13 protein-coding genes and 1 pseudogene are annotated in these 12,697 nt (G+C 64.5%); 5 read left to right on the top strand and 9 right to left on the bottom strand.

The genetic code is table 11. The features are described 5' to 3' along the window. Nucleotides 1-12: 12 nt before the first annotated feature. Nucleotides 13-2,091, top strand: coding sequence for a hydantoinase/oxoprolinase family protein (locus tag JQ592_RS26375; protein WP_211405693.1), 2,079 nt, complete (start codon nt 13-15; stop codon nt 2,089-2,091). 316 nt (nt 2,092-2,407) lie between these two features. On the opposite strand, the gene modD is transcribed toward JQ592_RS26375, so the two are convergent. Continuing rightward, a complete protein-coding gene (gene modD, locus JQ592_RS26370; RefSeq protein WP_211405692.1) occupies nt 2,408-3,268 on the bottom strand; it encodes a ModD protein in 861 nt (286 codons plus the stop codon). Nucleotides 3,269-3,505: 237 nt separating this feature from the next. On the opposite strand from modD, the gene modA reads away from it, so the two are divergent. The 4 genes and pseudogenes from modA (at nt 3,506) to JQ592_RS26350 (ending at nt 6,314) form a co-directional block, all read left to right on the top strand. Continuing rightward, a complete protein-coding gene (gene modA / locus JQ592_RS26365) occupies nt 3,506-4,258 on the top strand; it encodes a molybdate ABC transporter substrate-binding protein (RefSeq protein WP_211405691.1) in 753 nt (250 codons plus the stop codon). 5 nt (nt 4,259-4,263) lie between these two features. Then, a complete protein-coding gene (gene modB / locus JQ592_RS26360) occupies nt 4,264-4,950 on the top strand; it encodes a molybdate ABC transporter permease subunit (protein WP_211405690.1) in 687 nt (228 codons plus the stop codon). Then, nucleotides 4,947-5,642: pseudogene (gene modC, locus JQ592_RS26355) on the top strand (molybdenum ABC transporter ATP-binding protein); the annotation flags it as partial. The gene modB and the pseudogene modC, both read left to right, overlap by 4 nt. 54 nt (nt 5,643-5,696) lie before the next feature. Further along, complete coding sequence (locus JQ592_RS26350; protein ID WP_349630497.1) at nt 5,697-6,314, top strand: DUF2478 domain-containing protein; 618 nt, start codon at nt 5,697-5,699, stop codon at nt 6,312-6,314. On the opposite strand, the gene JQ592_RS26345 is transcribed toward JQ592_RS26350, so the two are convergent. The 8 genes from JQ592_RS26345 to nifV all read right to left on the bottom strand — a co-directional run bounded on the left by JQ592_RS26345 (nt 6,288) and on the right by nifV (nt 12,621). Beyond that, nucleotides 6,288-6,494, bottom strand: a complete 207-nt coding sequence (locus tag JQ592_RS26345) for a TOBE domain-containing protein (RefSeq protein WP_211405689.1) — start codon at nt 6,492-6,494, stop codon at nt 6,288-6,290. The two genes, JQ592_RS26350 and JQ592_RS26345, sit on opposite strands and share 27 nt — an antisense overlap. Before the next feature lie 3 nt (nt 6,495-6,497). Beyond that, entirely contained in the window at nt 6,498-6,794 is a 297-nt protein-coding gene (locus JQ592_RS26340) for a ferredoxin family protein (protein WP_025037776.1), read from the bottom strand. A 38-nt stretch (nt 6,795-6,832) separates the two neighbouring features. Further along, on the bottom strand, nt 6,833-8,140 hold the full coding sequence (locus tag JQ592_RS26335; protein ID WP_211405688.1) for an FAD-dependent oxidoreductase: 1,308 nt from the start codon (nt 8,138-8,140) through the stop codon (nt 6,833-6,835). Nucleotides 8,141-8,156: 16 nt separating this feature from the next. After that, nucleotides 8,157-9,263 (bottom strand): electron transfer flavoprotein subunit alpha/FixB family protein, encoded by a 1,107-nt coding sequence (locus JQ592_RS26330; protein WP_211405687.1) that lies wholly within the window; start codon nt 9,261-9,263, stop codon nt 8,157-8,159. Nucleotides 9,264-9,282: 19 nt separating this feature from the next. Next, nucleotides 9,283-10,125, bottom strand: a complete 843-nt coding sequence (locus JQ592_RS26325) for an electron transfer flavoprotein subunit beta/FixA family protein (protein ID WP_211405686.1) — start codon at nt 10,123-10,125, stop codon at nt 9,283-9,285. Nucleotides 10,126-10,318: 193 nt separating this feature from the next. Further along, nucleotides 10,319-10,648, bottom strand: a complete 330-nt coding sequence (gene nifW / locus JQ592_RS26320; RefSeq protein ID WP_211405685.1) for a nitrogenase stabilizing/protective protein NifW — start codon at nt 10,646-10,648, stop codon at nt 10,319-10,321. Then, entirely contained in the window at nt 10,641-11,432 is a 792-nt protein-coding gene (gene cysE, locus JQ592_RS26315) for a serine O-acetyltransferase (protein ID WP_211405684.1), read from the bottom strand. Before cysE ends, nifW begins: the two co-directional genes overlap by 8 nt. A 7-nt stretch (nt 11,433-11,439) precedes the next feature. Further along, nucleotides 11,440-12,621, bottom strand: a complete 1,182-nt coding sequence (gene nifV, locus JQ592_RS26310; RefSeq protein ID WP_211405683.1) for a homocitrate synthase — start codon at nt 12,619-12,621, stop codon at nt 11,440-11,442. Nucleotides 12,622-12,697 lie beyond the last annotated feature (76 nt).

Raw genomic sequence — 12,697 nt, 5'->3', positions numbered from 1 at the left:
GGGGTCCACGACATGATTCGCCTTGCCACGGATGTGGGCGGCACTTTTACCGACTTGATCGCCTATGACGACACCAGTGGCGCAGTCGTCTTCTCGAAGAGCCTGACAACCGTCGATGACCAATCCGTCGGGGTACTCGACACCATCGCCATGGCCGAGCGATCCGGATTGGGCGTCGACGCCATCGGCTTCTTCGTTCACGGCGGCACAACCGTCATCAACGCCATAACCGAGCGCAAAGGTGTCAAGACTGCGCTGATTACGACGGCTGGTTTCCGTGACGTGCTCGAAATCGGCAGGGGCAACCGCCCCGATCTGTACAATTTGCGCACCAGGACTCCGGCGCCCTTGGTACCACGTCACCTGCGATTCGAGGTGAGAGAGCGCATGAGTGCATCGGGCGGGGTCCTGCACGCCCTGGATGAGGAGGATGTCGCGCGCTGCGTCCGGCAATGCCGCGAGCAGCAGGTTGCGGCCGTCGCGATCATCTTCCTTCATAGCTACGCCAATCCCACCCACGAGAAGCAATGCGCGGAATTGCTGCGCAAGGAGCTGCCTGGGATATCAGTTTGTGCCAGCCACGAAATCTCGCGGCAATGGCGGGAATACGAGCGATCCAACACGGTCGCGCTCAATGCCTATGTTCAGCCCATCATCAGAAGTTATTTCGACAACCTCGATATCGCGCTGCGAAGGAAGGGGATAAATTGCCCCACCTATGCGATGCAATCGAACGGCGGCATCGCAAGCTTCGAACAGGTGGTAACGGCTCCCCTCACGTTGGTCGAATCCGGTCCATCCGGCGGCGTGGCTGGCGCGGCGCGTATCGGATCGGAGATCGGCGAAACTGACGTTCTGTACCTGGACGTCGGCGGCACGACCGCGAAATGCTCGCTGATCAAGGCGGGACAGCCCAAGGTAGACGCAGAATATCGCCTCGAGAAGACCCGAAGCTCCCCTGGTTACACCATTCAAGTCCCGGTCGTTGATATCGTAGAGGTCGGGGCCGGCGGGGGCTCGATAGCCTGGCTCGACCCAAGCGGCAGGCTGCGGGTCGGCCCCCAAAGTGCGGGATCCAGCCCAGGGCCAGCCTGTTACGGCAGAGGCGGCGCCGACCCGACGGTGACGGACGCCAAACTGGCCCTCGGAATTCTGGACCCGCTCACCTTCGCCGACGGCCGCATGCCGCTCGACGTCGATCGTGCGCGTGCGGCGATCGCCCGTGTCTCCCTGCCGATGAAGCTCTCGATCGAACAGGCCGCGCTTGCGATCGTCAAGGTGGCCGAAGAGTCCATGACCAACGTACTGAAGCTGATCACGATACAGCGGGGACACGATCCGCGCGACCTCGTATTGATCGTATCCGGAGGCGCAGGACCGCTGCTGGCTGCCAGCCTCGGGCGAGAACTGAACGTCAAGCGGACCGTGATTCCCACGCATCCCGGTATCTTCTCTGCCTGGGGAATGCTTGCGGCGCGGCCACGCGCCGACATCAGGCGTACAGTGTTGAAGAGGATCAGCGAGCAGGAAATGGATTCGATTGCGCAATTGTTCGCGGAGCTCGAACAGGAGGCCATCGCATATTTCGGCGGAACCGACACGGCCAAGTTGAAATTCCATCGCTATGCCGAGATGCGATATCACGGCCAGGAGCACAGCGTCTCCGTGGCCATTTCCGGCGGCAGTGCCGAGGAACTGTTATCCGACTTCCATGCCACCCATCGGAAGGCTTTTTCGTTTGCGTTGACGACCGCAACAGCCGAGATTACGACGCTTCATCTGCAAACCGAAATGCTCAGCGAAGTGATCGGCCTGCCGAACATCCGGGGCGATTCGCAAAACACGCTCGACAGTGCCCTCAAGGCCCAACGCTTCGTTTTCCTGGCAAGGGAGAATGGTTGGGTCGCCTGCAACGTCTACGATCGAAACCGGCTTCCGATCGGATCGTTAGTTCCAGGCCCAGCGCTCGTCGAGGAAACCACGACGACGACGTTCGTGCCGTCCGACCATACGTTCACTCGCGATGAGACGGGTCAGCTCATCATCTGGGGGCACACATCGATGGCGGACTCGGGAGGAGGAGCGGCCTAACAGGCAAGACTAAGCCCTTACCCAACTTCGGGAAATCGACGAGCTCGCGAACTCCGTCGGTGTTTTTCCTCGGCATATCACGGCTCTCGCGGAGCCCAACGCGGCAATCGCCAGAGATCACAGTCATTGGCGATGAACGCAATACCGCCGCTCCAGTAGATGCCCTTGCGGCTCCAGCCAAGCTGGCGCAAACCACAGCAAGCTTCAGCCGGTGCACGCTGCGGACTGTGACTTTACATCACCTCTTGGCAGCTTGTCGGTGGTTCGAGTTGAGGGTCCGCTACATCGTTAGACCTACGATTGCGGACGCTCTCTCTTATTGTCGGCAAGCCGCGATCCGCACCTGCACGTCCTTCGGCTTGGCCAGATAGGGCGATGACGTGACAAGGACATCGGCGCCCGCCTCCGCATAGTCCGCAGCATTCGCCGCGTTGACGCCACCGGCGGCAGCAATGATCGGACGGGCCCGCGTATAGGCCATGGATGCGATGCGCTTGACCACCGCGGCGATGTCAGCTGGTGAAAACTTATCGGCCTGAATGACGTCGAAACCGGCGACCGCCGCGGCAAGCGCGGCATCGGCGGTCTTCACCTCGATCACCAGCTTCTTCTCCGGCGCCGCCCGCCGCAACCGCTCGACTGCCTGGAACAACGGCAGTTCACCGAGAAAGGCGCGGTGCTCAGCAAACACCAGCACGGTCTCGGACAGGCCGAGGCGGTGCATCACGGCACCGCCGGCCTGCACCGCTGCGACCGCAAAGCGCTTGGTGCCCGGCACGTTCTTGCGCGTGCAGGCAACCGGAATCTGCGGCGCGACCGCCCTCGCCGCGTCGACGATGGCGCGGGTCTCACTGGCGACACCCGACCAGATCTCGATCAGGGTCTGCGCGACCTTCCAGCTCCGCAGCAGGCTCGCGGCCGGACCGTGCGCCTCGAGAATCGGGTCGCCCTGCTTCAACGTCGCGCCGGATGCGGCCAACAGCTCCACCTCACAGCCAGCGAGCGTGATGATCGCGGCGGCATCCTCGGCGAGCGCCAGCACCATCGGCGTGCGCGCGGCGAACTGCATGACGCCCCTGATCGCGCCTACCCCGAGCGCCCCGGTGGTGAGATCGCCGTAGGGCACGTCATCCTCCAACAGACGCTCGAGCTCGGCGCGCGATGCCACGGTTGCCATATCGTGCCTTCCCTTCATTGCTGTCGGCTAGCCGACGACCTTGTCGCAAACCCGACACGGATCATCGGTCCCGCTGCCGCAAGGGGCGGGAAGCTCCGCTTTTGACGCACATTTCTGCAAGGCGCGCACCAGACTCTGGTCGGCGCATCCGGCACGCCGATTGCTGAGCCCATCATGGCCGTCGCCTCGCAGCAATCAGGCTGGCACGGAGGCGGTTACCGTCCGCTGGAGTTCATCATGAAACTGTTTCACTCGATTGCCGTCGTCGCCGGGCTGCTGTTCGCATGCGCGCCAGCGCAAGCCGCGCAAACCAACGTCGCCGTGGCCGCCAACTTCACCGATGCCGCCAAGGAGATCGCTGCCCTCTTCAAGCAGAAGACGGGACACGAGGCTGTGCTGAGCTTCGGCGCTAGCGGACAGTTTTACACCCAGATCACGCAGGGCGCGCCGTTCCAGGTCTTCCTGTCCGCCGACGATTCACGACCGAAGAAGCTCGTCGAGGACGGCCTTGCCGTCGTGGACAGCCGCTTCACTTACGCAATCGGCAAACTCGTGCTGTGGAGCAAGTCGCCCGGCATCGTCACGGGCGAGGAGACGCTGAAGGCGGCCTCCTTCGCAAAGCTCTCGATCTGCAATCCGGCCGCCGCGCCCTACGGGCTCGCCGCCGTGGAAACCATGAAGTCGCTGAACTTGTACGACGCCCTGAAGCCGAAGCTGGTGGAGGGTGCGACCATCACCCAGGCCTATCAGTTCGTCGAGACCGGCAATGCCGAGGTCGGCTTCGTCGCGCTGTCGCAATTGACAGGCAGCGATACCGGCTCGCGCTGGGTGGTGCCGCAGGCGCTCTATAATCCGATCCGCCAGGACGCGGTGCTGCTCAAGACGGGTGCCGGGAACGACGCCGCCGGCGCATTCATCGCCTTCCTCAAGGGTCCCGAGGCGCGCGTCATCATCGAGAAATACGGCTACGTGCTGGACGGGCAGAGCTGACGCGCATGGAGATCTGGTCACCGGAGATCCGCCAGTCGGTCTTGCTGACGGTCGAGCTCGCCACGATCTCGACCGCGATCCTGCTGGTGCTGGCGACGCCGCTCGCCTGGTGGCTGGCGCACGCCAAGGGCTGGTGGACCGAGATTGCCGCGAGCATCATCGCACTGCCGCTCGTACTGCCGCCGACCGTGCTCGGCTTCTATCTCCTGGTCATGCTCGGCCCCGACGGACCGGGCGGATGGATCGCAAGCTTCTGGGGCGGACGCACGCTCGCCTTCACCTTCGAGGGCCTGGTCATCGGCTCGGTGGTGTATTCGATGCCCTTCGTGGTGCAGCCGATCCGGAACGCCTTCTCCGCCACGGGGGAGCGTCCGCTCGAGGTCGCCGCCACCTTGCGCGCTTCGCCCTGGCGAACCTTCTGGACCGTCGCGGTGCCACTGGCGAGGCCCGGCTTCCTCACCGGCGCCGTGCTCGGCTTCGCGCACACCGTCGGCGAGTTCGGCCTGGTGCTGATGATCGGCGGCAACATTCCCGGCCGCACCAAGGTGCTGTCGGTCGCGATCTTCGACTATGTCGAGACCTCCCGCTGGCGCGAGGCGAGCATTCTTGCAGGCTTCATGGTGATCTTCGCCTTCGCCGTGATCCTGACCATGACGCTGGTCGACAAGCGCGCTGCGAGGGCTGCGGCATGAGGACGGCCGAACCCGGTCGCATCAACGCGGCCTTCCGCGGCAGGCTCGGCAATTTCATGCTCGATGCCGAACTCAGCCTGCCCGCTACCGGCGTTACCGCGATCTTCGGCCCTTCCGGCTGCGGCAAGACCACGGTAGCGCGCTGCATCGCCGGCCTGCAGCGCATGGCCGACGGCTTTTGCGCAGTGGATGGTGAAATCTGGCAGAACCATCATTCGTTCCTACCCGTGCACCGGCGGCCGATCGGCTACGTGTTCCAGGAAGCCAGCCTGTTTCCGCATCTCTCGGTCCGTCGCAATCTGCTGTTCGGTGCGCCGAAGGCCGTGGGCGCGCAGATTGCCTTCGACGAGGTCGTGGACCTGCTCGGCCTTGCCGCCCTGCTCGATCGCTCGCCGCACCGCCTCTCCGGCGGCGAGCGGCAGCGCGTTGCGATCGGCCGCGCGCTGCTGTCACAGCCGAAACTGCTGCTGATGGACGAGCCGCTCGCCGCGCTCGACCGCGCCACCAAGAACGAGATTTTGCCGTTCCTCGAGCGGCTGCACGGCCGCCTGTCGCTGCCGGTGCTCCATATCAGCCACGACATGGCTGAGATCGAGCGCTTTGCCGATCATCTGGTGCTGATGGAGCAAGGCCGCGTCGTCGGCTCCGGCCCGCTGCATAGCCTCCGTCCGATACCGCCAGCCGGGAACCGCGATCGGTACGGAGATTGCTCGCCACGACGGAAGAGCGTAGGAAACCGGACGAGGATGACTTCCATGCCGATCGACTTCCACGACATCGACCCGAACCGCGTCGCCGCAATCCTTTACCGCTCGCAGGACGACGTCGATACCTTGCTCGCCGACTTCGCCGAGACACTGACGCGATCGGGCGAACGGATCGGCGGAGTCGTCCAGCGCAACATCAAGGACGGCGCCGGCTGTCAGGTCGGCATGCAGGCGGTCGACCTCATGACCGGCCGCGAGATCTCGATCTGCCAGCCGCTCGGCTCGGGCGCGATGGCCTGCAAGCTCGACGCTGCGGGATTGGCCGAAGCGGCGGTCGCCGTCACACGCGCGATCGCGGCGGATGTCGATCTCGTCGTGATCAACAAGTTCTCCAAGCAGGAAGCGGCCGGCGAAGGCCTCCGCGACGAACTGGCCGACGCCATCGCCGCCGGTATCCCCGTGCTGACGGCGGTGCCGGAAAAATGCCTGGACGCCTGGAACGATTTTACCGGCGGTATCGGCACCAGCCTCTTGTGCGAACGAAGCGCGATCGAGGGCTGGTGGCAGGACCTGTCATCGCGCATGAAGCGTGCACGCGCGGCACGCCTGGCCGCCGATGCACCCGCGGCGTTACTTACCGATCATCACGTCGGATGACTTGATCACGGCCGAGACGACGTCGCCCACCTTCAGGGCAAGGTCGTCCACGGCCTCGTTGGTGATCGCGGAAAATACGACCAAGCCCGGGGCGAGTTCGATCTTCACATGGGCTGTCGTCGTCCCCTTGGTGACGGCGATGATCCGCCCCGGGAGAATGTTGCGGGCGCTGAGCTTCATGGATCAGCCGAACTTGAACAACACACCGTAACCACCGCGCGGATAGCTCCACTCGATGTCGCCGCTCCCCTCGCAGATCACGCGGCAGGTGCCGCACTCGATGCAGCCGTCGACGGTGATCTCGACCTGGCCCTTGTCGTTGAGCTCGTAGCAGCGTGCCGGGCAGGCCTTCAGCATGCTGAGAAGCTCCGGCGACGGCGTCGTATGCGGCCGCACCTTGATGTGGGCCCGCCCGGCATCGACCAGATAACGGTTGTAGAACAGCTTGTCCTCGACACGTACGGATGGCTCGATCGACATGGTTTGGGTCTCCATCGCTAGTGTTGCGTTTCCTTGTCTCATCGCCAGGCGCGCGCGAGGCGGAAGGCGTCGCCGAACAGCCCGCTCCAGGAGCGCGCCTTGATGAACGATTTGAACGTCGTCTTTTCCTTCTCGACCTTTGGCGTACCGTCGACGCGCAGGAAATTCTGCATCGCCTTCGAGACGAGCTCCGGATAGGTCAGGAAGAAGTTCTGCGACTGGGTGTGCATCAGCGCAGGCATGTCCTTGTACTTCTTCAGGTCCTTGATGACGAAGGACTGGTCCAGCATGGTCTTGTAGAGCGACAGATTCTCCGCCGTCATCGGATCCTTGCGCGACTTCACCTGGAAGATCGCCTCCGCCGCGATCCGGCCCGAGGTCATCGCCAGATTCGAGCCTTCGCGATGGATGGCATTGTTGAGCTGGGCGGCGTCGCCGACCACGACCCAGCCTTCGCCGTAGAGCTGCGGAATGGCCTTGAAGCCGCCTTCGGGAATGAGATGCGCGGCATATTCCTTCACCTCGGAGCCCTCGATCAGCGGGGCGACCGAGGGGTGCCGCTTGAAGCGATCGAGCAAGCCATACGGCGTCTCGCCGGTGCGCTGGAAGTCTGCGACGAGGCAGCCGATGCCGAGCGAGATGCATTCCTTATTGGCGTAGATGAAGCCCATGCCGGTCATGCCGCGGGAGATGGTGCCGGCGGCCTCGATAACCATGCCTTCGTCGCCCTTGAGATTGAAGCGGGCTTCGATGGTTTCGCGCGGCAGGAAATGCATCTCCTTCACGGCGAGCGCCACCTTGTCCGGCGTCGGTCGCTTGCGCAGGCCGGCCCGCGTGCCGAGCAAGCCGTTGACGCCTTCAGCCAGCACGACGACGTCGGCGTGAATCTCGCCGTCCGCACGGTCGGTGCGCACGCCGATCACCTTGCCATAAGCGTCCTGCGCCAGCTCCGTCACCGTCGTCTCGCACAGCACGGTGGCCCCGGCCTCGCGGACCTTCTGCGAGAACCATTTGTCGAACTGGGCGCGGATAATGGTGTAGCGATTCGGCTTCTCCTCGTTGAAATCGTCGGAACGATAGTGCAGCCCCGTATGCGAGCGGTCGTCCATCATCCAGAAGCGCTGCTCGACCAGGTGCCGCTCCAGCGGCGCGTCCTCGCGGAAATCGGGGATCAGCTTCTCCAGCATGTCGGCATAGAGAATTGCGCCCTGCACGTTCTTCGAGCCGGAATATTCGCCGCGCTCGAGCTGGAGCACCTTCAGGCCGCGCTGGGCGAGCGTAAGCGCCGCGGCATTGCCGGCCATGCCGGCGCCGACGACGATGGCATCGAATTTCTCCTCGATCATGGCGCCTCTCCTTATCCTAGCTCGCGATCCGGTCGCGGGAATGCGGTGACAGCCGGGCGCGGAACGCCGCGGTCAGGGCCGGAAGCAACCGGATTGCGTCGGCGACGATGCCCATATGCGCGAAATCGAAGATCGGCGCGTTCCTGTCGGCGTTGATGGCGACGATCAGATCGGCGCCTTCGACGCCGACGCGATGCTGGATCGCGCCGGAAATGCCCGCAGCGATGTAGAGCTTGGGCCGGATGGTCTTGCCGGTCTGGCCGATCTGCCGGTCGGAGGTGACCCAGCCCTTCTGCACCAGCGGCCGCGAGCAGCCATATTCGGCGCCGAGCACGGTGGCGAGTTGGCGCACCAGCTGGAAGTTCTCCGGCGATCCGAGCCCAAGGCCGCCTGCGACGACGACATCGGCATAAGCCAGATTAGATTTCGCGGAATCGCGATCGGGAAGGAATGACAGCACCTTCGTCACGATGTCGTCCTCGACGAGTCCGAGCGGATGGCTGACGACGCGGCCGACGGGGCGCGCGCTGCGTTCCGGCATCGGCATCACGCGCGGGCGCACCGTCGCCATCTGCGGCCGGTAGTTAAGCGTATAGATCGTGCAGAGCAGCGAGCCGCCGAAGGTCGGGCGCGTCGCGGCGAGCGAGCCGTCGGCATCGACGTCAAGCTCGGTGCAGTCGGCGGTAAGGCCGGTGAGCAAGGTCGTCGCCACGGAGCCCGCGAGATCGCGGCCAAGCGTCGTGGCGCCGAGCAGCAGGATTTCGGGCTTGTAGGTATTGACGACGTCGGTCAGCGCCTTGGTGTAGGACTCGTTGCGATAGTCGGCGAGCAGATTGTCGGCGATCATGTAGACGAGATCGGCGCCATAGCAGAACGACTCCGCGGCGGCGCTCTGTGTCGCCTCGCCTTCCGGCCCGACCACGACGGCGGCGAGATCGACCTTGAGCTTGTCGGCGAGCTTGCGGCCGGCGCCCATCAGCTCCCAGGAGACGGGATGAACCTGGCCGCGCTCCTGTTCGATAAAGACCCAGACGTGCTTGTAGGCCTTGAAGTGCTCGGGTAGCTCCTTCTTGGTCGCAGCGCGGCCGGCAGCGGGAGCTGTGGTTTTCGGTGCGGTGCTCATGATGCTTGCTCCCCTCGCCTCAATAGCCGCGCGCCAACGCCGCGAGCTCGGTCTCGAGCCCCGGCTGGCGCTTGAAGATGGCGTCGATCACCGCCTCCGCCGGCTGCTCGCCGCCTTCGATTAGCTCGGCCTTCTCACTGCGCGCGGCCGGCGCGAACACCCGCTTGACGATGGTGGGCGAGCCGCGTAGGCCGCACTTCGAGATGTCCTCGACGCCAGCATCCTGCGCGCTCCATTTCACGATCGGCGCACGTGCGGCGCGCAAGGCGTCGGCCATCGCACCGCGGCGGATCTGGTTGGTCGCCTCCAGCATGGTAACGAGGCACGGCAGCTTGGTACGCAGGATCTGCACGCCGCCTTCCGAGCGCCGTTCTGCGTCGATGGTACGGGCCTGAAGGTCCAGCGCGCTGATCTTGGCGACGTAGGTGAGCTGCAACAGGCCGAGCCGCTTGGCGATGCCGGGACCGACTTGCGCGGTATCGCCGTCGATGGTCTGCTTGCCGGTGAAGACGAGATCTGGCGCGCCGAACTCGGTCGAGATCTTGCGGATAGCGGTGGCCAGCGCATAGGTTGTGGCGAGCGTATCGGCGCCGGCAAAGAAGCGGTCGGTCAGCAGCACGGCGCGGTCGGCGCCGAAGGTCAGCACCTTGCGAAGACTGTCCTCGGCCGAGGGCGGTCCCATGGTCAGCACCGTGACTTCGCCGCCGAACTGGTCGCGCAGCTCGAGTGCGGCTTCCAGCGCAAACAGATCGTAGGGGTTGATGATGGTCGGCACCCCCTGACGCATGATGGTGTTGGTCACGGGATGCACGCGAATCTGCGCGGAGTCAGGGACCTGCTTGATGCAGACGACGATGTGCATGCGCTTCTCCAGGACTCGTCTTCAGACTTGGTTCACAGGACAAACAGCAAGTGTCGTACCAACTGCGCGAAGGATGGAAATCAGACGTCGATACAGAGACTTAGAAGAGCGACGGTATCGCTTGCATCCGCTTCAGGCAGTGGAGCCGACAACGCCGCTGCGACACGCGTCGCAAATGCGACAGAGCGCGGATTCATTTCAGCGTTCCAATCTGCACCAATGTCGGTGTCTGCTTCGGCTGCGGGGCGACGGCGTCCTTCAGGACCTTGAAAACACGCTGGTCGATCGGCGAGGATGCAACGAAGTCCGCATAGGCCCGTTCCAGCACGGTCTTGCACCGTTCCGCCACGGTCTCGTCGGTCGCGCCGGCAAAGTCCTCTGCGGCAAGATATTGCCCCATGCGCCGCAGAATGTGCAGCCGCGCCACGTTGACGATCCCCGGGTCGTAATCGACGCCGAGCAGCGTGAAGAACTCTTCGGCCGCCGAGGCCTTGTTGAGTTGCGCGAGGATTCCATCAGCCATTGTCGGTCTCCATCAGACTCTGCGGCGCCATACCGGTCGTGCTCTGCATCGCGGGCGCGCCGGTGTCCTTGACGCGCCTCTGCATGTGGGTCAATCGCGCCTCCAGGAACTCGACGCGGTCGAGCAGCACTTCGATGGCGTCGCCGACGGGATCGGGCATGAGATGATGATCGAGGTCGATCTTGCCGACCACGCGGCGATGACTGAGCTGTGGCCGCACCACGCGTGCGGGGATTCCGACCACGGTGACGTCGGGCGGGGTGCTATCGATCACCACTGAATTGGCTCCGACGCGCGATCCGGCGCCGACCGTGATCGGCCCGAGGATCTTCGCGCCCGCCCCGACCACGACGCGATCTTCGAGCGTCGGATGGCGCTTGCCGGGAGACCACGACGTGCCGCCGAGCGTGACGCCGTGATAGAGCGTGACGTCGTCACCGAGCTCCGCGGTCTCGCCGATGACGACGCAGGCGCCATGGTCGATGAAGAAGCGCCGGCCGATGCGCGCGCCGGGATGGATGTCGACATTGCTCGCGAAGCGCCCGAACCAGGACAGGAGCCGCGCCGGAAAGCGCCAGCCGCCAGTCCACAGCCGATTGGCGATGCGATACCAGATCACGGCATGGATGCCGGGATAGGTCAGGAGCGTCTCAAGCTGGCTGCGCGCGGCGGGATCGCGCTGACGCACGCAGCCGATGTCCTCGCGGAGCAGCTTCAGCAAGGACGGCTTTGCCGGTCCGGGAGGGGACGGTTCAGCGAGCGGAATGTCGACGACACAGGCCATGATACCCTCACGCGCAATTGAGAAGCGAGCGATCACGCACCTCGCGCCAGATCGCCGCCACCGTCTCGTGCGCAACCGCGCCCTTGTGCTCGACGGCATGCTGGCGGACTCGGGCGAGAACGGACTTTGCTTCTTCCGTGCTGACGGACAACTGGAGTTCGCCCAGCAGCGCGGTGATCGCGGCAAGCCCCGAATGCTTACCGATCACGATGCGGTTGGATCGGCCGAGCAGTCGCGGATCCAGCGCCTGATAGGTGCGCTGGTCCTTCAGGAGACCGTCGACGTGAATGCCGGATTCGTGGGTGAAGACGTGCTCGCCGACGATTGCCTTGTTGAGCGGGATCGCGCGCGCGGCTGCGGCTGCAACCACGGCCGCGACATTCTCCAATTCGGACAGAACCACGCCGGTATCACGACCGTAGAGCTGTTTCAGCGCGACCGCGACCTCCTCCAGCGGAGCATTGCCGGCCCGCTCACCGAGACCGATCACGGTAACGGACGCATGGGTCGCGCCGGCCTTGATTGCGGCGAGCGTGTTGGCGGTCGCCAGACCGAGATCGTCATGGCCGTGAAATTCGAGCTCGAGGTCGGTCGTGGCTCGTAGCGCGGCGATCAGCGCAAAGGCGGCGTCCGGATCCAACACACTCAGCGTATCGGCGATGCGGAAGCGGCGCGCGCCCGCGGCTTTTGCGGCTGCGATCAGCTCGACCAGGAAATCGACGTCGGCGCGCGAGGAATCCTCACCGCCGACCGCGACATCGAGGCCTCTGTCGCGGGCATAGCCGACCACCCGCTTCACCTGTTCCAGCGCCGCTGGCCGGCCGCCGCCGAGCTTGGCGGCAATCTGCACGTCGGATGAAGGAATCGACACATTCACCATGGAGACGCCGGCCTCGATGGCGGCATCGACGTCCGCGGTCCGCATCCGGCACCAGCCGATCGCGGTTGCCGGCAGGTCGGCCTCGACGATGGCGCGGATCGCGCTCACCTCATCATGACCCATCGCAGGGGTGCCGGCTTCGATCTCGGTGACGCCGGCGGAGGCCAGCGCACGGGCAATCGAGACTTTTTCGGCGGTGGTAAAAGCAACGCCGGGCGCCTGTTCGCCATCGCGCAATGTGGTGTCGTTGAGGACGATGGGTCGGGGCTGAACCCCGTCCGATCGGGTCGTTGGGCCGGAAAGCGCCATCCGCGTACTCCAATCATTCATTCCGATCAGGAGTTCAGCAACCCCCGTGCCATCTACAGAACGACCGCCAAGCATC

The organism is Bradyrhizobium iriomotense, assembly GCF_018129405.1.
Classification (GTDB): domain Bacteria; phylum Pseudomonadota; class Alphaproteobacteria; order Rhizobiales; family Xanthobacteraceae; genus Bradyrhizobium; species Bradyrhizobium iriomotense_B.
Note: the sequence above shows the minus strand (reverse complement) of the source record. Positions and strands in the feature narration are given on the sequence as shown.

What these genes read in the sequence shown, in the direction of transcription:
- JQ592_RS26375 (WP_211405693.1), top strand. Translation starts at nt 13, where the DNA reads ATGATTCGCCTTGCCACGGATGTGGGCGGCACTTTTACCGACTTGATC.
- modD (WP_211405692.1), bottom strand. Translation starts at nt 3,268, where the DNA reads ATGGCAACCGTGGCATCGCGCGCCGAGCTCGAGCGTCTGTTGGAGGAT.
- modA (WP_211405691.1), top strand. Translation starts at nt 3,506, where the DNA reads ATGAAACTGTTTCACTCGATTGCCGTCGTCGCCGGGCTGCTGTTCGCA.
- modB (WP_211405690.1), top strand. Translation starts at nt 4,264, where the DNA reads ATGGAGATCTGGTCACCGGAGATCCGCCAGTCGGTCTTGCTGACGGTC.
- JQ592_RS26350 (WP_349630497.1), top strand. Translation starts at nt 5,697, where the DNA reads ATGACTTCCATGCCGATCGACTTCCACGACATCGACCCGAACCGCGTC.
- JQ592_RS26345 (WP_211405689.1), bottom strand. Translation starts at nt 6,494, where the DNA reads ATGAAGCTCAGCGCCCGCAACATTCTCCCGGGGCGGATCATCGCCGTC.
- JQ592_RS26340 (WP_025037776.1), bottom strand. Translation starts at nt 6,794, where the DNA reads ATGTCGATCGAGCCATCCGTACGTGTCGAGGACAAGCTGTTCTACAAC.
- JQ592_RS26335 (WP_211405688.1), bottom strand. Translation starts at nt 8,140, where the DNA reads ATGATCGAGGAGAAATTCGATGCCATCGTCGTCGGCGCCGGCATGGCC.
- JQ592_RS26330 (WP_211405687.1), bottom strand. Translation starts at nt 9,263, where the DNA reads ATGAGCACCGCACCGAAAACCACAGCTCCCGCTGCCGGCCGCGCTGCG.
- JQ592_RS26325 (WP_211405686.1), bottom strand. Translation starts at nt 10,125, where the DNA reads ATGCACATCGTCGTCTGCATCAAGCAGGTCCCTGACTCCGCGCAGATT.
- nifW (WP_211405685.1), bottom strand. Translation starts at nt 10,648, where the DNA reads ATGGCTGATGGAATCCTCGCGCAACTCAACAAGGCCTCGGCGGCCGAA.
- cysE (WP_211405684.1), bottom strand. Translation starts at nt 11,432, where the DNA reads ATGGCCTGTGTCGTCGACATTCCGCTCGCTGAACCGTCCCCTCCCGGA.
- nifV (WP_211405683.1), bottom strand. Translation starts at nt 12,621, where the DNA reads ATGGCGCTTTCCGGCCCAACGACCCGATCGGACGGGGTTCAGCCCCGA.